A 22,008-nucleotide genomic window follows, 5' to 3' on the forward strand; every position below is an offset into this window, starting at 1 on the left:
AGAATTCTCTTAGCTATTGAAGCGAATTCTGAACTCCAGCTTATCACTCCACAGCCGCGCACGCTCGCCGCACGGGTGCGTTCATCCCTCTCTCTTCATCCCGCACTTTACGCACATATGTTGCTCAGATTAAAATAGATAGCTACCTACTGAATATCTACCTAATCATGTCCCACCTACCGAATCCGGCGCCCACGCCGGCCGAGCGCTTCTCGATGGCGCTGCACGCCACCGCGCGCGAGTGGCGCATCGCCATCGACAAGCGCCTGAAGGACCTCGGCGTCGGCCAGTCCGGCTGGATGACGATCGCCATGATCGCCAAGGCCAAGGAACCGCTGTCGCAGCGCGCCCTGGCCGATTTGCTCGGCATCGAGGGCCCGTCGATCGTCTCCATGCTCGACCGCCTGGAGCGCGACGGCCTGGTGCGGCGCGAACCTTCCCCGCTCGACCGCCGCGTCAAGCTGGCCCACCTCACCGACGACGGCCGCGCCCTGTACGCCAAGGTGCGCAAGGAAGCCGACGCCTTCCGCACGTCCATGCTCGACGGCCTCGACCCGGCCACCCTGAATGCCGCCGCCGACCTGCTGGAAGGCCTGCGTGCCCGCATTGGAGAGGGTCTGTGAGCACGGTTGCAAGCGCCGCAGCCGTACCGGAGACGCCGCTGAACCGGCGCATGATCACCATCTCGATCATGCTCGCCACCATCATCCAGGCCCTGGACGGCACGATCGCCAACGTCGCCCTGCCGCACATGCAGGGCAGTTTGTCGGCGTCGACCGACCAGATCACCTGGGTGCTGACTTCCTTCATCGTCGCCGCCGCGATTGCCACGCCGCTAAACGGCTGGCTGGTCGACCGCTTCGGCCTGAAGAAAGTCTTCCTGGTCTCGGTGGCCGGCTTCACCATCGCTTCGGTGCTGTGCGGCGTGGCCGGCTCGCTGGCGCAGATCGTCGCCGCGCGCGTGCTGCAGGGCGTGTTCGGCGCGGCCCTGGTGCCGCTGTCGCAGTCGGTCCTGCTCGACATCAATCCGAAGGAGAAGCACGGTTCGGCGATGGCGGTGTGGGGCATGGGCGTGATGATCGGTCCCATCCTCGGGCCGACGCTGGGCGGCTGGCTGACCGACAGCTACAACTGGCGCTGGGTCTTCTTCATCAACGTGCCGGTGGGCGCCCTCGCCTTCTACGGCATCTGGCGCTACATCCGTCCGACGCCGGCACAGCGGCGCGTGAAGTTCGACATGTTCGGTTTCGTCACCCTGAGCCTGGCCATCGGCGCGCTGCAGATGCTGCTCGACCGCGGCGAACAGAACGACTGGTTCCAATCCGCCGAAACCTGGTTCGAGGCGGTGCTGCTGGCCCTGAGCCTGTCCTACTTCATCGCGCACACGCTGCTGCGCCCGGCCGGCCAGTCCTTCCTCGACTACCGCCTGCTGAAGAACCCGAACTACGTCACCGGCCTGTTTTTGATCTTCATCGTCGGCATGGTGCTGTTCGCCACGCGCGCGCTGATGCCGACCATGCTGCAGGGTTTGATGGGCTATCCGGCGGCGCTGGCCGGCCTGGTCACCGCCCCGTCGGGCCTGGGCACGATGCTGGCGATGCTGGTGGTCGGACGCCTGACCGGCAAGGTCGATTTCCGCCTGCTGCTGGGCGCCGGCTTTGCGATCACCGCGTTCTCGCTGTGGCAGATGACCCATTACACCCTGGTGCTGTCGCAGTCCGACATCGTCTGGCCCGGCATCATCCAGGGCATCGGCCTGGGCCTGGTGTTCGTGCCGCTGTCGGCGGCGACCTTTGCCACGCTGTCGCCGCAGATGCGCGCCGAAGGCACGGCCCTGTATAGCCTGATCCGGAATATCGGCAGCAGCATCGGCATCGCCCTGGTGCAGACGCTCCTGGTGCGTAACACCAGCACCGTGCACGCGGAGCTCGCAAGCCAGGTCCACAACGCCAATCCGGCGCTGCAGGACCCGTCCAGCGTCTACAACCTGGCCACCGACGCCGGCGCCGCCCTGATCAACAACGAGATCACGCGCCAGGCCTCGATGATCGCCTACGTCGACGACTACTGGCTGATGATGCTGCTCACCGCCGCCGTGATCCCGATGCTGCTCCTGATCCGCCCGCCCAAGCGCAGCGATGCGCCGGCCGCGGTCGACCACGCCGCCCTCGATTAACCCATGACTCGTATAACAGTGCGACACCTATCACTCACCTTATTTGCCGGCGCGGTGCTGACGCTTGCCGGCTGCGCCCACGTGCCGGTTGACCAGGGCACGGCCAAGGCGCCCGACTTCGCCCAGGCCCAGCATGCGGACACGATTGTCCTGGCACGCGACGCCTGGCCCGTCGAAACCTGGTGGCGCGACTACCGCGACAACCAGCTCGACGCGCTGATGGACAAGGCGCTCGCCGCCAGCCCCAGCCTGGCTGCGGCCCAGGCCCGCTTCGCCGTGGCCCAGGCTGTGGTGAAGTCCGAGCAGGCCGCCGGCGGCGCCCAGGTCGGCGTCGGTGCGGGCCTGAACCGCCAGCGCTACTCGGCCAACGGCCTGTTCCCGGAACCGATCGGCGGCAGCTTCTATACCGACTCGACCCTGCAGGTACGCGCCACCTACGACGTCGACTGGTGGGGCAAGCACCGCGCCCAGGTCGCCGCTGCCGTCGGCGAAGCGAACGCGAATGCCGCCGAAGCGGCGCAGGCGCGCCAGGCCCTCACCGCCCTGGTGGCCCAGTCCTACTTCCGCCTGCAGCTGCTGTGGGCGCGCGACGACAACCTGTTCGCCCTGGCCAAGGTACAGCGCGCGCTGCTGGCCGACCGCAACGCACGCCTGAAACACGGCCTGGCGACAGTGGATGCCCAGCGTGGCGTCGAACTCGAACTGGGCCGCACGCTGGAGCAAAGCGAACTGCTGCGCACCCAGGCCGCGCGCGAACGCGAGATCCTGCGCGCGCTGGTTGCAGCCGGCCCGGACGACCTGGCCAACCTGGAACGCCAGCTGCCGCCAATGATGCCGGCCGCGCTGCCGCGCACCCTCGGCATCGAATTGCTGGCGCGCCGTCCGGACTTGCAGGCGGCGCGCTGGCGCGTGGAAGCGGCGCTGGGCCGCGTGCGCGCCAGCGAAGCGGCCTTTTACCCGGACCTGAACCTGGCCGGCTCCTTCGGCCTGAACGCGATCTCGCTGGGCAAGCTGCTGCGCGGCGCCAGCCGCACCATGCTGGGCGGCGTGACGCTGGAACTGCCGCTGTTCGACAGCGGCCGCCTGGAAGCGGGCCTGGGCGTGGCGCGTGCCGAGCGCGACGCCCTGCTGGCGGAGTACAACGACGCCGTGCTGGCCGCCGTGCGCGACGTGGCGGCCGAAGGCGCGACGCTGCAAGGCATCGGCAACGAGATCGGCGCCCACGGCATGGCCGAGCAGGCAGCGGCACGCCTGGCCGCCAGCGCCGAAACGCGGCTGAAGCGCGGCCTGGCCGAGCGCTCCTCCGTGCTCCAGACCCAGCTCGAAACCCTGCGCCAGCGCGACGGCGCCCTGCAATTGCAGGACGCGCGCCTGCAGACCGAAGTGGCGCTGGTGCGCGCGCTCGGCGGCGGCTACCGCGCCCAGCCCATCACCACCGCAGCCGCCCCGGCATCGACCCAACAACATTGAACCTGCTCCCATGACTACCGCAACTACCGTCAATCCAAACAAGCGCAAGGCCGTCCTGCTGGGCATTACCGGTGTCTTCGCCATCGCCGGCATTGCCTACGGCGCCTACTACACGCTGGTGCTGTCGCAGCGCGTCGAGACCGACAACGCCTATGTCGGCGGCAACCTGGTCAACGTCTCGGCCCAGGTGGCCGGCAGCGTGGTCGAGATCCGCGCCGACGAAACCCAGCAGGTGCAGGCCGGCGCCGAGATCGTGCGCCTCGATCCGGCCGATGCCGAAGTCGCCCTGGCCCAGGCCGAGGCGCGCCTGGGCAGCGCCGTGCGCCAGCAGCGCGAACGCTATTCGAACGTCGACCAGCTGCTGGCCGTGGTCGAGCAGCGCAAGATCGCCCTGGCGACGGCGCAGGAAGACCTGGCGCGCCGCGCACCGCTGGCGGCCGAACAGGTGGTCTCGGGCGAAGACGTGGCGCATGCGCGCCGCGCGGTCGAGGATGCGCGCGCCGCACTCGACGTGGCCTTGAAACAGGTGTCGGCCGCGCGCGCCGGCTTGGCCGGGGTCGACGCCGCCCACCACCCGAGCGTGCTGGCGGCCAAGGCCGACTACACCCAGGCCTGGCTGGCCACGCGCCGCAACACCATCGTGGCGCCGGTGTCGGGATACGTGGCCAAGCGCAGCGTGCAGGTCGGCAGCCGCATCGCGCCGGGCGCGCCGCTGTTGTCGGTGGTGCCGCTGGACCAGCTCTGGGTCGACGCCAACTTCAAGGAATCGGAACTGCGCGACATCCGCGTCGGCCAGCCGGTGAAGATCGAGGCCGACATGTACGGGGGCGCGGTCACCTTCCACGGCAAGGTGGTGGGCCTGGCCGCCGGCACCGGCAGCGCCTTCTCGCTGCTGCCGGCGCAGAACGCCAGCGGCAACTGGATCAAGGTGGTACAGCGCGTGCCGGTACGCATCGCGCTCGACCCGGCCGAGCTGGCGAAGCACCCGCTGCGCGTGGGGCTGTCGGCTACCGTGGATGTGGATATCAGCAAGAAGGATGGGACGGCGCTCGGTGCAGTGGCAGCCACGCCGGCGCATTACGCGACAAAGGCACTGGACCAGCCGTTGCAGCAGGCGCAGGTGGCGACCGATGCCATCGTCCAGCGTAATCTGGTTAACTGAGCTGGTGAACTGAGGCCCATCGTGACGGAACTGCTGCTGCCGCGCTACCTGGACGAGATCGCGCGTCTCGATCTCGCCGCGATCAACGCGCCGGCGCAGATTCCGCCCGCCTTTTTGCTGGCGCGCGAAGGGCGCTACAGCGTGCACTACATCCCCTTCGAGCACGTGAATACGCGCGCGCGGCTGGTCGTCGTCGGCATCGCGCCGGGCTTCGTGCAGTGGAAGAATGCGATGCGCGAGGCGCAGCGGCAGCTGGCGGCGGGCGCGTCGACGGAAGAACTGCTGCGCGCGGCGCGCTTGAGCGGCGCCTTCAGCGGGGCGATCCGGCCGAACTTCGTGGCGCTGCTCGATGCGATCGGGATGGGGCGCTGGCTCGGCATCGACAGCTGCGCGACCTTGTTCGACGTGGATGCGAACCTGGTCCACATCGGCGCCGTCCTGCGCCATCCGGTATTCGACGGCGACAGGAACTACAGCGGCTCGCCCGGGATGGCGAAGGTGCCCTTCCTGCGCGCGCAGGTGCTGCGTTACTTTGCGCAGGAAGCGGCGGCCTTGCCGGATGCCTTGTACATTCCGATGGGCGCCAGCGTGGCCGAAGCGTTGGAATGGCTGGCGAACGAGGGCGTGATCCGGCGCGAACGCATCCTGCATGGGCTGCCGCATCCGTCGGGGGCGAATGCGGAGCGGGTGGCGTACTTCCTGGGCCGCAAGGCGCGTGGCGCCTTGTCGGGAAAGACGAATGCGGACCAGCTCGATGCGGCGCGGGAGCGGCTGCTGGCGCAGATGGGTAATCTGCTGGCGATTCAGGCAGGAGGCTGATCGTCCCTGGCCAGCCGCATCAGGCGCGCGATGGCAAGCGGCCCAGGAAGCGCGCCTCGGCCAGCCCCTGCACGCCCGGGCGATAGTCTGCAAACACCTCGCCGCTCCCGGTTGGCACGTACAGCGTGTCCAGGCCGGGGCCGCCGAACACCGGCCAGCCCGCGCATGGCGCATCCAGCGCCAGCACGCGCTCGACGCTGCCGTCCGCCGCGATGCGCCGCAGTTGCCTGCTTCCCTCCCGCACGCTCCACAGGCCAGCCTCGGCATCCACCACCACAAGGCCCGCGGCGTCGGCGGCGGCAAACGCCCGCGGCCGGGTGATCTCGCCCGAACAGGGGTGATAGTCGCAGCAGCGGATGCCAGGTGACGCGGCATCGGCGTCGGCATCGGCGTAGTACAGGACGCGTCCATTCGGACTGAAGCCGATGCCGGTGGCAGCGCCGCAGTCGCCCAGCGGCAGCCTTTCCAGCGACAGGTCGTGGTGCAGGCGCCAGAAGCCGCAGCGCGCACCTTCTGCAACACCGGCGGTGCCGAACACGAAGCGGCCCTGGCGGTCGCAGCGTCCATCGCTCGGGCGCGTGCCCGGTGCGACGTCGCACACCGGTGCCAGCAGGCCGGTGTTCAGGTCGAGAAAGGCGAGCCTGGACGCCAGCCCGAGCAGGAGCCGCTCGCGGCTGGCGGTGAGCGCAAAGCAGTGCAAGGGTTCGGGCAGGCGCCAGGAGCGGCGCTGCCCGCTCGCCGGCGTCCAGGCGCGCAGCTGGGTGCCGGCGACGTCGGTGTGGAACAGTCGCCCGCTGCGCTCGCACCAGATGGCGTAGCCGCCCGGCGCTTCCATGTTCGCTTACTGCTCCACCGAGAAGCGGAAGCGCGATTCGGTTTCGTACACCTCGCCCGGCCGCAGGATCGTGTTCGGAAAGGCCGGCTGGTTCGGCGAATCCGGGAAGTGCTGGGGTTCGAGGGCGAAGCCGCTGCGGTGGCCGTAGGTCTGGCCCTTGCCGCTCAGGGAACCGTCGAGGAAGTTCCCGCTGTAGAACTGCACGCCCGGTTCCTGGGTGATCAGTTCCAGCACGCGGCCGGATTGTGGGTCGACCACGCGCGCGGCCACCCGCATCGCGCTTTCCAGCGGCTTGTTCAGCGCGAAGCAGTGGTCGTAGCCGCCGCCGTGGCGCAGCTGTTCGTCGTCCTCGGCGATGCGTTCGCCGATAGGGCGCGCTGCGCGGAAGTCGAACGGCGTGCCGTCGACCGGCGCCAGTGCGCCGAAGGGAATCAGGTCGGCGTCGATGGCGATAAAGGCGTCGGCGTCGATGGCGATGCGGTGCTCGAGGATGGAACCGCCGCCGGCCAGGTTGAAGTAGCTGTGCTGGGTCAGGTTGACCGGGGTGGCGCGGTCGGTCACGGCGTGGAAGTGCACGGCGAGTTCGTTGTCCTCGTCGAGGCTGTAGCGCACGGTGGCGTCCAGGGTGCCGGGGTAGCCCTGCTCGCCGTCCAGGCTGCGGTAGGTGAGCACCAGTTCCTGCCCTTCGATGCGGGCCTGCCATTTCACGCGGTCGAAGCCGGGGACGCCGCCGTGCAGGTGGTTCTTGCCGTTGTTGACCGGGAGCGTGTATTCCTGGCCGTCGAGGGTGAAGCGGCCGCCGGCGATGCGGTTGCCGTAGCGGCCGATCAAGGCGCCGAAATACGGGCTGTCGCCGAGGTAGGGTTCCAGGGTGTCAAAGCCGAGGGCGACGTCCGCGAATACGCCGTTGCGGTCGGGGACGTGGATTTCTGTGATGATGCCGCCGAGGTCGATGATTTTCACCGTCATGCCGGCGGCGTTGGTCAGGGTGAAGACGCTGACTTCTTCGCCGTTGGGGAGGGTGCCGAAGGGGGCTTGCTGGATGGGGGCGTGCACGGGGATCGGATCCTGTGGTGTTGGTGGATCGATCCTAGCATGGAGCTGGCGGGGGATTGCGCAGCTTTGCCGGTGGGAACTTGCGCCGGATATGGCTGAAGTGCGTAGGGTGGGTTCTCGAACCCACCAGGCTGTACTGGAGCCTGGCGCGGCGCATTCTACGAAAACCGGGCAGTGGCGGGGGCCGGGGTTATGCAGGCTGTGCAGTGGTGGGTTCGAGAACCCACCCTACCGTTCTGATTCCTTCCCAGGAATCAGAACTCTTCCCAATCGCCGTCGGCGCTGACCTTGGCGGACGGCTTGGCCGCGGTCTTGCGTGGCGCGGGCGCAGCCGAACGCGTCGCGGGTTTGGCCAGGGCCGGGCGCGCGGGCGCTGCGCGAACGACTGGCTGCACGGACGCCTCGACCGGCGCCACTGCCGAACCGTCGACACGGAACACGCTCACCGCTTCCGCCAGCTTGGCGGTCTGTTCCTGCATCGACGCCGAGGCGGCGGCGGCCTGCTCGACCAGCGCGGCGTTCTGCTGGGTCACCTGGTCCATCTGGGCCACGGCTTCGTTGATCTGCTCGATGCCGGCGGTCTGCTCGCTGCTGGCGGCGGTGATCTCGCTCATGATGTCGGTCACGCGGCGCACGCTGTCGACGATCTCGCTCATCGTGGCGCCGGCGTCGTTCACCAGCTTGCTGCCGGCGGCCACGGCGTCGGTCGAGTCGCCGATCAGGCCCTTGATCTCTTTCGCGGCGGCGGCCGAGCGCTGGGCCAGGTTGCGCACTTCGGTGGCGACCACGGCGAAGCCCCTGCCCTGCTCGCCGGCGCGCGCCGCTTCCACGGCGGCGTTCAGCGCCAGGATGTTGGTCTGGAAGGCGATGCCGTCGATGACGCCGATGATGTCGGCGATCTTGCCGGCCGAGCTGTTGATGCGCTCCATGGTGCCGACCACTTCGCCGATCACCTGCCCGCCGCGCTCGGCCACGCTGGACGCCGCCTCGGCCAGGGTGTTCGCCTGGCGTGCGTTGTCGGCGTTCTGCTTCACGGTCGAGGTTAATTCTTCCATCGACGACGCGGTTTCTTCCAGCGAGGACGCCTGCTGCTCGGTGCGGCTCGACAGGTCCAGGCTGCCGGCCGCCACTTCGTTGGCGGCGGTGCCGATGGTGGAGCTGCTGGTGCGCACGGTGCTCACGGTACGCAGCAGGTTTTCGTTCATGGTCTTCAGCGCCTGCAGCAGCAGGCCGGTCTCGTCGCGCGAGGTTACCTCGATGCGGCTGGTGAGGTCGCCGGCGGCGACCGTGTTCGCCACGTCCAGCGCGCGTGCCAGCGGACGGGTAATCGAGCGCGTGTTCCACCAGGCGATCAGGGCGGCCAGGCCGAGCGAGACCAGCGCCAGCGCGATCATCAGGATGCGGGTCGAGGATTCGGTGGCGCGCGCCTCGTCCGAGCGCTTGGTGGCCAGTTGCTGCTGCAGCACCAGTTGCTCGCCGACGGCGGTCTTCAGTTCGCGCAGCGCCGGGCGCAGCACATCCTTCAGGTAGGCGCGTGCGCCGGCCTCGTCGCCGCCGTTGATGCGCTTGATGAGTTCTTCCTGGCCCTGCACGTACTTTTCGTTGGCGGCCAGCATGCGCTCGAGCGCGGCCAGCGTGTCGGGCCTGGTCAGGTTCTTGCGCAGCAGTTCGAGGCTCTCCTGGCCGGCCTTGCGCGAGGAGGCGATTTCGTCGAGCTGCTTCTGGCGGTCGGCCGGGTCGGCGTCGAGCATCATGTTGCGCAGGGCGACGGCGACGTCGTTGATTTCGGCCAGCACGGCGTTGGTGGCGTTGGTATTCGGGATGCTGCGCTCGGCCAGTTCGGCGGTGCCGGCGCTGACGCGCGAGACCATGCTGATGCTGAAGGCCTGGCTGCCCAGCAGCAGCACGCCCACGGTGCCGAAGCCGATGGCCAGGCGTTTTGCGATGTTCAGGTTCGAGAGATTCATGAGTTTCATTCAGGATGACGTTGTATCAGGCCGCATCGGCCATCGTGGACACCAGGCCCATGTCCGGCGAGGCCATCAGGCGCTCGATGTCGAGCAGGATCAGCATGCGTTCGCCCACCGTGCCCAGGCCCAGCAAATGGTCGGCGTCGATGCCGCCGCCGATGCTTGGGGCCGGGCGCACCTGGTCCGGCGCCAGCGTCACCACGTCGGACACGCTGTCGACCACCATGCCGATCACCTGGCGGCCGATGTTCAGGATGATGACGACGGTAAAGGCGTCGTACCCGGCCTGGCCGAGCGCGAACTTGATGCGCATGTCGACGATTGGCACGATCTGGCCGCGCAGGTTGATCACGCCCTTAAGGAAGGCCGGCGCATTCGCGATGCGCGTCACGGCGTCGTAGCCGCGGATTTCCTGCACCTTCAGGATGCTGATGCCGTACTCTTCCTGGCCCAGGCGGAAGGACAGCACTTCCAGTTCGTTGTTGTTTGCTTCGCTCACGATAACTCCGTATGCATGTTGCGGTCCGTCGGCATGGGTTGCCGCACGGAAATTGACCCAAGAATGGAGATTACGGCCTGCCTGCGCGGAACTCGATGGAGAATTGTTAATTCTGCGAAAAAAATGTGAACCTGGCGGCGCTTATCGCCGAAACACAACAGGCCGAGAACGTTTGCCATTGCCATCGCGGCAATCCGCAGCTGTGTTTACGCAAGACAACCCGTCTCCGGGAAGCGGGTGGCGATCTGCTAAAGTAAGCACGAACGTATCGACAACATGCAGCCAGCGCCTCCGGCCTCAGCCGGACGCCGCACCAGGAAACCATGCCCGCAGCCGCTTATCCGCCCGACGAAGCCGAACGCCAGACACTCCTCGCTTCGCTCCGCCTGCTCGACACCGAAGCCGAGGAGGTATTCGACCGCATTACCCGCCTGGTGGCGCGCCTGCTGAAGGTACCCACCGCCCTGTTCTCGCTGGTCGACGCCGAGCGCCAGTGGTTCAAGTCGCGCGTCGGCATGGAAACCCTCGAGACCCCGCGCGAACAGGCCTTCTGCGCGCACGCCATCCTGCAGGACCAGCCGCTGGTGGTGGCCGACGCCGCGACCGATGCGCGCTTCGCCGACAACCCGCTGGTCACGGGTTCGCCGAATATCCGCTTCTATGCCGGCGTGCCGATCCGCTCGTCGGGCGGCCTGCCGATCGGCACCCTGTGCGCCATCGACGACCATGCGCGCGTGCTCACCGCCGACGAGCTGTGCATCCTGATCGACCTGGCCGACATCGTGCAAAAGGAAGTGCAGTACCGCGAACGCCTGGCCGTGGCCGGGCGCCACCTGGAGCAGTCCGAGGCCGTGCTCGACGCCAGCGAGGCGCGTTTCCGCACCATCTTCGACCTGGCCAGCATCGGCATTTCCATGCTCTCGCCGCATGGCGCCTGGCTGCGCGTGAACCGCGCCCTGTGCGGCATCGTCGGGTACACCGAAGAAGAACTGATGCGCCAGACCTTCCAGGACATCACCCACCCCGACGACCTCGACATCGACCTGGCCCAGCTGGAACAGCTGCGCGCCGGCGCCATCTCCCAGTACCAGCTCGAGAAGCGCTACATTCGCAAGGACGGCGCCACGGTGTGGGTGAACCTGAACGTCAGCGCCAAGCGCGGCGCCGGCGGCGCCATCGACTACCTGATCGCCGTGGTCAAGGACATCCAGGCCCAGAAGGAAGCGCAGGCCGCGCTCGACGCCCTGCATGCCGACCTGGAGCAGCGGGTGGCGGCGCGCACGGACGAACTGCGCGAGCGCGAGGCCGAGCTGCGCAGCGTGATCGAGAACGCCAACGACGCCTACATCGGCCTGGACGCCAACGGCGCGGTCACGGTCTGGAACCGCGCCGCCGAAGAAACCTTCGGCTACGGCCCGCTGGAAGCGGCCGGGCGCCAGCTGGAAAGCCTGATCGTGCCGCCGGACCTGCTGCGCGCCCACCGCGGCAGCCTGCTGCGCTACCTGACCGGCAGCGCCGCCTCGAAGCTGGGCAAGCGGGTGGAACTGCCGGCGATGCGCAAGGACGGCACGCTGCTGACGGTCGAAGTGCGCATCAACGAACTCGAGGTGCGCGGCATGCGCATGTACAGCGCCTTTTTGCACGACATCTCCGAGCGCAAGCAGGCCGAATCGCGGCGCGAGTTCGAATCGCGCCACGACATGCTGACTGGCCTGCTGAACCGGCGCGCGCTGATGGAAACCCTGCCGATCGCCCAGTCGCGCGCGAACCGCGGCGGCCAGAGCCTGGGCCTGCTGTTCATCGACCTCGACGGCTTCAAGGCCGTCAACGACACCCACGGCCACGAGGCCGGCGACCGCCTGCTGAACGAAATCGGCACGCGCCTGCGCGGCGTGGTGCGTAAGACCGACAGCGTGTTCCGCCTGGCCGGCGACGAATTCACCGTGCTGCTCGAAGGCCTGCACGACGCCGGCAGCGCCCACGTGGCGGCCGCCAAGATCATCGAGGCCGTCAGCCGTCCGGTCGCGGTCGACGGCGGCGAAGCCCGCGTCGGCGCCAGCATCGGCCTGGCCCTGTTCGCGCCGAACGGCGACGCCAGCCCGGAGGGTTTGATCAAGGAAGCCGACGAGCGCATGTACCAGGCCAAGCGCGCCGGCAAGGGCAGGATCTGCCCGCCGGCGCCTTGACTGTTAGCGCTTGACGCTGCCGAACGGATCGCCCTTCTTCCAGGTCGGCATGGCCGGCGCGTTGGCCACTGCATAGCCCAGGTTCAGGGTGAATTGGGCCTGCTGCAGCATGCCCGACAAATCCCACTCCGGACGGTACTCGTCGCTCACCTGGTGATAGTCCTTCTTGAAGCCGACCATCGTTGCGCTGGCGTGGGCCTGGTCGTGCTCGAAGGTGAAGTGGCCGTCGCCGGAGAACACCGCCGAGCCGACGTTAAATGCCGGCACGCCGGCCTTGGCGAAGTTGAAGTGGTCGGCGCGGAAGTAGGCGCCCGACATGTCGGGGATCGTCGGCGCGAGCGTCAGGCCCATCTTCTTCGCCACCACGGCCGCCGTGTCGTACAGGCTGCTGCGCTCGGCGCCGGGCACGCCGATGTCGCGCGTGCGTCCGACGAAGTTCAGGCTGTCGAGATTCAGGTCGGCCGCGGTCTTCGCCAGCGGCACCACGGGATTAGCCACATAGGCGGCGCTGCCGAGCAGGCCCTGCTCCTCGGCCGCCGGCCACAGGAAGACCTGGGTGCGGCGCGCCGGCTTGCGCACCGCTTCGGCCGCCATTGCCAGCAGGGCCGCGGTGCCGGTGGCGTTGTCGATGGCGCCGTTGAACACGTGGTCGCCCTCGCTGCCCAGCTTTTCGTCGATGCCGAAGTGGTCCCAGTGCGCCGAGTACACCACCGCCTGGTCCTTCAATTTCGGATCGCTGCCGGGCACCACGCCGACCACGTTGAACTGCTCGACCTGGCGCACGGCCGACTTCATCTGCACGCTCACCTTCGTCTTCAGGTCTACCGGCCGGAAGTCGCGCCGCTCGGCCTGGGCGCGCAGGGTGTCGAGGTCGAAGCCGGCGGCGGCGAACAACTGGCGCGCGGTATCTTCCTGGAGCCAGCCTTCGACGCCGTTGCCCGGGCTGGCCAGGCGGAAGCGCTCGTGCGAGAAGCTGTTGGCCGGCACGCTCCAGCCATACGAGGCCGAGGGCGTGGTGTGGATCAGCAGCGCACCGGCGGCGCCCTGGCGCACCGCTTCCTCGAACTTGTACAGCCAGCGGCCATACCAGGTGTAGGCCTTGCCGGCGAAGCGGTTCGGTTCCTCGACCGTGGGCTGCGGGTCGTTGACCATCATGACCAGGATCTTGCCCTTCACGTCCTGGCCCTTGTAGTCGTCCCATTTTTCTTCCGGCGCCGAGACGCCATAGCCGACGAAGAGTAGCGGCGCATCGAACGCCACGTCCGTCTTGCCGCTTCCGGTGCCGAACACGATTTCCTGGCCCAGCTTCGGCGCGATGCGCTTGCCGCCGGTATCGAAGCTGACCTCGCCCGACACCAGGCGCGTGCCGACGATCGGCACCGGCTGGCGATAGCCGCCGCCCGGCATCGGCTGCAGGCCGATCGCGGCGGCCTGGGTTTCCAGGTAGCGCACCGTCAGGTCGCCGCCACGCTGGCCGGTGCCGCGGCCTTCCAGCAGGTCGTCGGCCAGGAAGGAGAGGTGGGCGCGCAGGGCCGGCTCTTTCAACAGCGGGGCTTCCTGGGCGAACGCCGGGCAGGACAGGATGAAGGCGGCGCAGGCCGTCGATACCGAAGTGCGAAGACGCATCGTGATGGTTCCATGGGTGATGAGAATCACAACATGGTACCGCAGGTGGGTGGACATGGTTGGCCGGGCGCAGGCGTATCGACAACCACGCGCCGTACCGCGTGGACACAGGTGTCCACCCTACGAACCCCGCCTTGGTAGGGTGGACCGGGCCACGCAAGGCACCTGTGTCCACGCTGTCTCACCATGTGATCATCGCCCACCATTCCACTTAATTGGAACGCTTGTAAACCCGCACCCAATCCACCAGCATCCTTTGCGGCAGCACCGTCGTCTGGTCCGGATACCCCGGCCAGTACCCGCCCACCGCCAGGTTCAGGATCACATAGAAAGGATGCTCGAACACCCACTCCCCCTTCACCTTGTCCGGCGTGGCCGTGTGATACAGGATGCCGTCGCGGTACCAGCGGATCTGCCTTGGCTCCCACTCCACCGCATACACATGGAAGTCGTCGGCATACGCCCCGCTCCCGAGCTTCGACGGCGCGCCAAAGGCGTGCTCGCCCGAATAGCCCGGCCCATGCAGGGTGCCGTGCACGATGCCCGGCTCCTTGCCGATGTTTTCCATGATGTCGATCTCGCCGCAGCGCGGCCAGCCGACCGTCCTGATATCGGCGCCCAGCATCCAGAACGCCGGCCAGATGCCCTGGCTGCGCGGAATCTTGATGCGCGCCTCGTAGCGCCCGTAGGTGCGCTCCTGCAGGCCGGCGGTCTTGATGCGCGCCGAGGTGAATTCCTTGCCGCCATAGGCTTCGCGATGCGCTTCCAGCACCAGCATGCCGCCGGCCACGCGCAGGTTCTCCGGGCGCTCGGTATAGAACTGCTTTTCGTTGTTGCCGTTATCCTGGCCGCCCGGCTCGGGCACCCACTTGCCGCGGTCCAGGGCCGTGCCCTCGAACTCATCGTGCCAATCGATGGCCCAGCCTGCCGGAACCGGGATCGGCTGCGCCGGTGCCGGGGTCTGTGCCTGCCCTGCGCCGCCACTGAATGCCAGCACTGCGGCCAACACCGCCGCCAGCGCCATCCACCTTTTTCGCATCCGCTCCTCCTGTTTCTGGAAACGTTACCAAGCACCTGCGGGAAATGTAACACCTGGCTGTTTCGGGTGTCAACGCGCGCCGTGTTGTTGCGTCCGGCACCCACGCCTCCGTCCCGAAGAATATTCCGTTGACAATTTTTTTTCCTAAGCCTAATATTCACTCAGAACATATGGAAACGTTTCCACAGTTTCCAAAAAAACGCCACGAAAAACAGGTGGCGTGCAAGGAATGACGAAGCGCCGCTGCTCCGGTTCAGGGATGCAGTCGGCCTTTCGTGTTGGGCAGCGCGGCAGCAAAGACAAGGCAACGAGACAGCGGCAGGTCGGCAGACCGGGTGCGGAGACCCGGTCAGGTGTGGCTGACAATCAAATCTATAAGAAAAGAGGAGAACACATGCACTACCCTTTGGCAAAGCAGAAACTCATCAGCCTGGCCGTCGCCGCTGCCTGCGGCGCCTTCCTGGCGCCGGCATACGCGCAGGAAGCCGGCCAGCCCGCCACCAGCACCAGCGGTAGCGCCACCGGCACAAGCTCCGGAACCAACGCCGACCAGGCCAGCGGCAGCGGAACGACCACTGACCAGGCCAGCGGCGCCAGCCAGAATTCGGCGGTCGTCACCGACACCTCGGCCGCGCCGCAGGTGGTGCTGGTCAAGGGCCTGCGCCAGAGCATGGCCTCGTCGCTGAACATGAAACGCAACGCCACCGGCATCGTCGACGGCATCGTCGCCGAAGACATCGGCAAGTTCCCGGATACCAACCTGGCCGAATCGCTGCAGCGCATCAGCGGCGTCTCGATCGACCGCGAAATCGGCGAAGGCTCGAAGGTCACCGTGCGCGGCGTCGGCCCCGACTTCAACCTGGTGCTGCTGAACGGCCGCCAGATGCCGACCTCGAACCTGGGCGACCGCAACGGCCGCGCCTTCGACTTCGCCAACATCGCCTCGGAAGCGATCTCGCAGATCCAGGTGTACAAGACGGCGCGCGCCGACAGTCCGACCGGCGGCATCGGCGCCACCCTGAACGTGATGACCGCGCGTCCGCTCGAGCGCAACGGCAAGCAGGCCAGCATCGGCATCAAGGGCGTGCACGATACATCGGCCAGCGAACTGCCGGGCGACGTCAAGCGCGGCATGGACAAGGTCACCCCGGAGCTCTCCGGCATCTACAGCAACGCCACGGCCGACGGCAAGTTCGGCATCGCCATCAGCGGCAGCTACCAGGAACGCCACCTCGGCTACAACCAGGCCGCCGTGCCGGGCGGCTGGCGCGGCCCGATCGCCGCCGGCGACAGCGGCGCCTGGGGTAACATCCCGCAGGCGAACACCCCGGGCGGCGCCAACATCGTCAACCGTCCGTCGGGCGACACCATCTATTCGGTGCCGCAGAACCTGAACTACTCGATGAGCGGCGTGCAGCGCGAGCGTACCAACGGCCAGCTGGTGCTGCAGTACGCGCCGAGCAAGGCCTTGACCACCACCCTCGACTACACCTATTCCGAGAACAAGATCCACACCCGCCGCCAGGACATGTCGGCCTGGTTCAACTTCGGCCCGTCGAGCAGCAGCTGGGGCGACCCGGTGGGCGGCGTCGCGCCGCCGCTGACCTATACCGAGATCATCAACCCGGCCACCAGCGACATCGCCATGGGCGGCGCCGACTTCGCCACCCGCACCCAGAACAAGTCGCTCGGCTTCAACGCCGTCTGGAAGCCGAACACCGATCTGCGCCTGGAATTCGACGCCCACAAGTCGAGCGCCGAATCGACCCCGGACAGCCCATGGGGTTCGTCAAACACCCTGGGCACCGCCAGCTTCAGCCGCGGCACCACCAGCGCCGACTTCACCCAGGACTTCCCGGTGCTGGGCATCGTCGGCGCCGACTTCGCGCGCGCCGGCCAGCAGGTCACCGGCTCGACCTTCCAGAACGGCTACATGAAAGGCGAAGTCGAGCAGGCGCAGGCCAAGGGCAGCCTGAAGCTGTTCGAAGCGTCGGAACTGAACTTCGGCCTGGCGCTGACGGAACAGAACAACCGCTCGGCCTTCTCGAACCAGCAGCGCGAAACCTGGGGCGGCGCCACCAGCGCGGCCGACTACCCGAGCAGCGTCTGGCACCAGGAAAGCCTGCGCCAGTACTTCGACAAGATCAACGGCCACGACAACCCGAACCTGTTCAACACCTTCTACACCTTCGACTTCGGCCAGGTGCGCGAGATCGCGGCCCAGGCCTCGGGCCAGCCGAACCTGTACCTGCCGAAGACCACCTACGACACCGACCAGCGCACCCGCGAGCGCTCGAAGAGCCTGTACCTGCAGTTCAATACCGACTGGGACTTCGCCCTGCCGGTCCACACCGGCATCGGCGTGCGCTACGAGAACACCCACGTGTTCTCGACCGCGCTGGTCCCGATCGCCACCGCCTACAGCTGGGAATCGCAGAACGAGTTCAAGGTGCGCTTCGGCGAGCCGAGCTTCACCAGCCTCTCCGGCAAGTACCATTACTTCCTGCCGACACTGGACGCCGACGTCGACCTGCGCCCGGACATGAAGCTGCGCTTCGCCTACGGCGAAACGATCGGCCGTCCGCGCTGGGACCAGATCGCCGGCGGCCAGATCCTGGTCGAACTGGGCCGCGTGATCGGCGGCGACGGCTCGCAGGGCAACCCGGGCCTGAAACCCGTCAAGTCGAAGAACACCGACCTGTCCTACGAGTGGTACTACGACAAGCAGAGCTTCTTCTCGATCGGCCACTTCCGCAAGAACCTGAAGAACTACGCCGGCCAGTCGAAGGTCACGGCCCAGCCGTTCAACCTGCACACGCCGGTGGGCGGCGCCTTCTGGAACGAGGCGATCGCCAACGGCTGCGCGAACTCGGACACGACCTGCATCCGCAACTACATCTTCCGCAACAAGGCGGGCCAGCCGGGCGTGATCCAGAACGGCGTCGACGGCTCGGGCAACCCGCGCGGCGAGATCGTCGGCCAGCCGGGCGACCCGATCGCCAACTTCGAGATCACCTCGTTCTCGAACCAGAAGCGCGCCATGTTGTACGGCACCGAACTGAACGTGCAGCACATGTTCGGCAACAGCGGCTTCGGCCTGTCGGCGAACTACACCTTCGTCGACTCGGGCCTGAAGTACAACAACGCCAGCATGGGCGAGCAGTTCGCGCTGGTCGGCCTGAGCGATTCGGCCAACCTGGTGGGCATCTACGAGAACGACAAGTGGACGGTGCGCGCGGCGCTGAACTGGCGCGACGAATTCCTGTCGAGCACCTTCGACAGCGCCGGCCCGAACCCGATCTACCAGGAGCCGTACAAGCAGGTCGACCTGTCGATCGGCTACGCCTACAACGACAAGCTGAGCTTCCAGTTCGAGGCCATCAACCTCACCGACGAAACCATGCGCTCGCATGGCCGTACCAAGAACCAGGTGCTGTATGCGACCCAGAGCGGGCCACGCTACATGCTGGGTGCGCGGTACAAGTTCTGATGGGGTGATGTAAGGGGCCACGGCGGCGATCGCCGTGGCCCTGATTCGCCGCCCATCGGTTGCTCCACTTCGTAATGCGGCATTGACCGTATGGTGGGCACCCCGTGCCCACGCGGAACGTCGCGTCGTGTTGGCGCCGTTCGAACACGTGCCCCGAGCCAATCGAAACGTCTCGAATGATCATCTGGACGCGTCAACAATTATTCATCGTCGAGACAAGAAGAGCGTCAACATGACGCGATCTTTCGCGTGGGCACGGGGTGCCCACCTTACGGTCTCAGCCACAGGCCTGAAAAGTCTTCTGAAACGCTCCGTTTTCATGGTTTTTTTGGCTAGAGTGCAATAAACTTCAAGCAACTTCAGTTTTTTGGAAACCATTCCATGGCGAGCAGCACCATCCGCCACGTGGTCATCGTCGGCGGCGGTTCGGCCGGCTGGCTGACCGCCGGTTTGATCGCGGCCGAGCACCGCGCCAGCGCGCCGGACGGCCTGCGCGTGACCCTGATCGAGTCGCCCGACGTGGCCCCGATCGGCGTCGGCGAAGGCACTTGGCCCTCGATGCGCGACACCCTGCGCCGCATCGGCGTCTCCGAGTCCGCCTTCTTCCGCGAGTGTGATGCCGCCTTCAAGCAAGGCTCGCTGTTCGCGCGCTGGAGCAGCGGCCAGGAAAACGACTACTACTTCCACCCCTTCTCCCTGCCGCAAGGCTACGGCGAGGCCGACCTGGTCGAACGCTGGCAACAGGCCCACGCCCAGGTGCCCTTCGCCGATTTGGCCAGCTACCAGCCGCATTTGTGCATGGCCGGCCGCGCGCCGAAGCAGGCGGCCACGCCGGAATTCGCGGCGGTGGCCAACTACGGCTACCACCTCGACGCCGGCAAGTTCGGCCTCTTCCTGAAGAAACACTGCCTGGAACGCCTGGGCGTGCACTACGTGCCCGACCACGTGCTCGGCATCGCGTCGCACGAGAATGGCGACATCGCCGCCCTGCGCACCCAACACCACGGCCTGCTGGAAGGCGATCTGTTCGTCGACTGCACCGGCATGCGTTCGCTGCTGCTCGGCCAGCACTACGGCGTGCCCTTCCTGTCGCAGCAGCACGTGCTGTTCAACGACACGGCGCTGGCCGTGCAAGTGCCCTACGCAAGCGAGGACACGCCCATCGCCTCGCAGACCACCTCCACCGCCCAGCAGGCCGGCTGGATCTGGGACATCGGCCTGCCGACCCGGCGCGGCGTCGGCCACGTGTACTCCAGCGCCCACACCACCGACGAGGAAGCCGAACGCGCCCTGCGCGCCTACGTCGCCGCCAGCGGCGGGCCGCAGGACTGCCCTGCTCCTCGAAAAATCGGCTTCCAGCCCGGCTACCGCGAACGCTTCTGGCACCGCAACTGCGTTGCCGTCGGGCTCTCCAGCGGCTTCATCGAACCACTGGAAGCCTCGGCCCTGGCCATGGTCGAACTCTCGGCGGCGATGATCGTCGACGAGCTGCCGGTTACGCGCGAACACATGGACGTGGTCGCGCGCCGCTTCAACGAGACCTTCCGCTACCGCTGGGAGCGCGTCATCGATTTCCTCAAGCTGCACTACGTGCTGAGCCGGCGCGGGAACAGCTCTTATTGGCTCGACAACCGCGCGCCCGAATCGGTGCCCGAACGCCTGCGCGAACTGCTGTCGCTGTGGCGCTACCGCGCGCCGATGCGCGGCGACTTCCCGCGCATCGAGGAAGTCTTCCCGACCGCCAGTTGGCAGTACGTGCTGTACGGGATGGGCTGGCGTAATGATGCCGGCGCCACCCGCCGCGGCGACGGCGCCCTGGCCGACAGCTACTTCCGCGAGGCGGCCGACCTGACGCGGCGCATGCTGCCCGCCCTGCCCGCGAACCGCGAACTGCTCGCCCACATCCGCGCGCACGGCCTGCCGCGGACCTGACAACCACAATCAAGAGACAAGCCATGCCGAATCCGGTCTTACTGAACAATATCGACCACGCCGCCATGCGCGTGATCGCCACCCGCGGCGCCGCCTACGGCGACAACGTGATGTCGGCCTTGACCTGGCCAGACGAGTTCCGCTCCCTGCAGGCGCACTACCCGATCGTCTTCCAGCAGAACGGCGAAGGCGGCTACGATGCGCTGGCCCTGTTCGGCTTCCAGCAGGGCGAAAACCTGTTCCTCGACGGCGCGCACTGGGACGCGCCCGAGATCCCGCTGTCGATCCAGCGCCAGCCCTTCCTGATCGGCACCGACGGCGCCGAACTGGTGGTCCACGTCGACCTCGACAGCCCGCGCCTGAGCCGCGACCAGGGCGAGCCGCTGTTCCTGCCCCAGGGCGGCAACACCGAGTACACCGAGCGCATGGCCTCGGTCCTGCGCGCGATCCACCTCGGCCTGGAGGGCGCGCGCAGCTTCACCGCCGCCCTGCTCCAGCACAATCTGCTCGAATCCTTCTTCCTCGACATCACCCTCGACGACGGCTCGGACAACCGCCTGGCCGGCTTCTACACCATCCACGAGGAGCGCCTGGCGGCACTCGACGGCGCGGCCCTGGCGAGCCTGCACGCCGCCGGCCACCTGCAGGCGATCTACATGGTGCTCGCTTCGCTGTCGCAGTTCCGCGCCCTGATCGACCGCAAGAACCGACGCCATGCCGGACAGCGCTGAACCCATCCGCGAGATCGACGCCGGCGGCCCCGGGGTCCTGGGCGATGCGCTGTTGACCTCGACCGAGCCGGTGGTGCTGCGCGGCCTGGTGGCGCGCTGGCCGCTGGTGCGCGCGGCGATCGCCTCATTCGACAGTGCCGACGCCTACCTGCGCCGCTTCTACCGCGACGCCACCGTCACCGCCATGCTGGGCGCGCCCGACATCGGCGGCCGCTTCTTCTACAACCAGGACTTCACCGGCTTCAATTTCGCACCGGTGCGGGCGCGCCTGGACGCCGTGCTGGCCGAACTGCGCGGCCACCTGCGCGATGACGTTCCGCCGGCGATCTACGTCGGCTCGACCACGATCGACACCTGCCTGCCGGGCCTGCGCGCCGAGAACGACATCGACCTGGGAAACCGCGACGCCCTGGCCAGCATCTGGATCGGCAACCGCACCCGCATCGCCGCCCACTACGACCTGCCCGACAACATCGCCTGCGTGGCGGCCGGGCGCCGCCGTTTTACCCTGTTCCCGCCGGAGCAGGTGGACAACCTGTACATCGGCCCGCTCGACCTGACGCCGGCCGGCCAGCCGATCAGCCTGGTCGATTTCCACCAGCCGGACCTGAACCGCTTCCCGAAATTCGCCGACGCCATGTGCCACGCGCGGGTGGCCGAACTGGCGCCGGGCGACGCCCTCTTCATCCCGAGCATGTGGTGGCACCACATCGAGGCGCTGTCCCCGTTCAACGTGCTGGTGAACTACTGGTGGCGCCAGTCGCCAAACTACATGGACACGCCGATCAACGCGCTGATGCACGCCTTGATGAGCGTGCGCGACCTGCCGCCCGAGCAGCGCCGCGCCTGGCAGGGGCTGTTCAAGCGCTACGTGTTCGAGGCCGACGAGGAGACCGCGGCCCATATCCCGCCGCACGCACGCGGCGTATTGAACCCGCTCGACGATGCCGCCGTACGCGCCCTGCGCGCCCAATTATTAAAGCGGATGAACCGCTGAGGAGACAAGCATGGAGACGC

16 protein-coding genes are annotated in these 22,008 nt (G+C 67.4%); 10 read left to right on the forward strand and 6 right to left on the reverse strand.

The genetic code is table 11. From position 1 onward, the window contains the following. The first annotated feature begins 167 nt into the window (after positions 1-167). From LK540_RS16950 to LK540_RS16970, 5 genes are read left to right on the forward strand one after another with little or no spacing between them, the layout of a single operon-like run. The gene (locus LK540_RS16950; RefSeq protein WP_229438483.1) at positions 168-623 is read left to right on the forward strand and encodes a MarR family winged helix-turn-helix transcriptional regulator; all 456 of its coding nucleotides are present in this window, start codon (positions 168-170) and stop codon (positions 621-623) included. Between the two features lie 50 nt (positions 624-673). Beyond that, the gene (locus tag LK540_RS16955; RefSeq protein WP_229438563.1) at positions 674-2,176 is read left to right on the forward strand and encodes an MDR family MFS transporter; all 1,503 of its coding nucleotides are present in this window, start codon (positions 674-676) and stop codon (positions 2,174-2,176) included. Positions 2,177-2,194: 18 nt separating this feature from the next. After that, positions 2,195-3,646: an efflux transporter outer membrane subunit gene (locus LK540_RS16960; RefSeq protein ID WP_229438484.1), complete on the forward strand. Its 1,452-nt coding sequence runs from the start codon at positions 2,195-2,197 to the stop codon at positions 3,644-3,646. 10 nt (positions 3,647-3,656) lie between these two features. Next, on the forward strand, positions 3,657-4,808 hold the full coding sequence (locus LK540_RS16965) for an efflux RND transporter periplasmic adaptor subunit (protein WP_229438485.1): 1,152 nt from the start codon (positions 3,657-3,659) through the stop codon (positions 4,806-4,808). 21 nt (positions 4,809-4,829) lie between these two features. Continuing rightward, positions 4,830-5,627 carry a hypothetical protein gene (locus LK540_RS16970; RefSeq protein ID WP_229438486.1) on the forward strand — a complete coding sequence of 266 codons (798 nt, stop codon included), beginning with the start codon at positions 4,830-4,832 and terminating at the stop codon, positions 5,625-5,627. A 19-nt stretch (positions 5,628-5,646) separates the two neighbouring features. Here the strand turns inward: LK540_RS16970 and LK540_RS16975 are convergent, their stop codons facing one another. The 4 genes from LK540_RS16975 to LK540_RS16995 form a co-directional block, all read right to left on the reverse strand. Next, complete coding sequence (locus tag LK540_RS16975; protein WP_229438487.1) at positions 5,647-6,462, reverse strand: SMP-30/gluconolactonase/LRE family protein; 816 nt, start codon at positions 6,460-6,462, stop codon at positions 5,647-5,649. Between the two features lie 6 nt (positions 6,463-6,468). After that, positions 6,469-7,518 carry an aldose epimerase family protein gene (locus tag LK540_RS16980; RefSeq protein ID WP_229438488.1) on the reverse strand — a complete coding sequence of 350 codons (1,050 nt, stop codon included), beginning with the start codon at positions 7,516-7,518 and terminating at the stop codon, positions 6,469-6,471. A gap of 254 nt (positions 7,519-7,772) precedes the next feature. Further along, complete coding sequence (locus tag LK540_RS16985) at positions 7,773-9,494, reverse strand: methyl-accepting chemotaxis protein (protein ID WP_307729186.1); 1,722 nt, start codon at positions 9,492-9,494, stop codon at positions 7,773-7,775. Between the two features lie 16 nt (positions 9,495-9,510). Next, on the reverse strand, positions 9,511-9,987 hold the full coding sequence (locus tag LK540_RS16995; protein ID WP_229438489.1) for a chemotaxis protein CheW: 477 nt from the start codon (positions 9,985-9,987) through the stop codon (positions 9,511-9,513). Positions 9,988-10,310: 323 nt separating this feature from the next. On the opposite strand from LK540_RS16995, the gene LK540_RS17000 reads away from it, so the two are divergent. After that, positions 10,311-12,173 carry a PAS domain S-box protein gene (locus LK540_RS17000; RefSeq protein ID WP_229438490.1) on the forward strand — a complete coding sequence of 621 codons (1,863 nt, stop codon included), beginning with the start codon at positions 10,311-10,313 and terminating at the stop codon, positions 12,171-12,173. 3 nt (positions 12,174-12,176) lie between these two features. Here LK540_RS17000 and LK540_RS17005 read toward each other — a convergent pair whose 3' ends face one another. Further along, positions 12,177-13,799 carry a M28 family peptidase gene (locus LK540_RS17005; RefSeq protein WP_229438491.1) on the reverse strand — a complete coding sequence of 541 codons (1,623 nt, stop codon included), beginning with the start codon at positions 13,797-13,799 and terminating at the stop codon, positions 12,177-12,179. Positions 13,800-14,010: 211 nt separating this feature from the next. After that, entirely contained in the window at positions 14,011-14,838 is an 828-nt protein-coding gene (locus tag LK540_RS17010) for a family 16 glycosylhydrolase (protein WP_229438492.1), read from the reverse strand. Positions 14,839-15,232: 394 nt separating this feature from the next. Between LK540_RS17010 and LK540_RS17015 the strand changes: the two genes are divergently transcribed. From LK540_RS17015 to LK540_RS17030, 4 genes are all read left to right on the forward strand, one after another. Further along, positions 15,233-18,328 (forward strand): TonB-dependent receptor, encoded by a 3,096-nt coding sequence (locus LK540_RS17015; protein WP_229438493.1) that lies wholly within the window; start codon positions 15,233-15,235, stop codon positions 18,326-18,328. Positions 18,329-18,709: 381 nt separating this feature from the next. After that, a complete protein-coding gene (locus LK540_RS17020; protein ID WP_229438494.1) occupies positions 18,710-20,260 on the forward strand; it encodes a tryptophan halogenase family protein in 1,551 nt (516 codons plus the stop codon). Positions 20,261-20,283: 23 nt separating this feature from the next. After that, complete coding sequence (locus LK540_RS17025) at positions 20,284-20,991, forward strand: SapC family protein (RefSeq protein ID WP_229438495.1); 708 nt, start codon at positions 20,284-20,286, stop codon at positions 20,989-20,991. After that, complete coding sequence (locus LK540_RS17030) at positions 20,975-21,988, forward strand: cupin-like domain-containing protein (protein ID WP_229438496.1); 1,014 nt, start codon at positions 20,975-20,977, stop codon at positions 21,986-21,988. The genes LK540_RS17025 and LK540_RS17030 overlap by 17 nt, the downstream gene beginning before the upstream one ends. Positions 21,989-22,008 lie beyond the last annotated feature (20 nt).

The sequence above is a fragment of the Massilia sp. IC2-278 genome, assembly GCF_020708045.1.
In the GTDB taxonomy this organism is placed as follows: Bacteria; Pseudomonadota; Gammaproteobacteria; order Burkholderiales; family Burkholderiaceae_D; genus Telluria.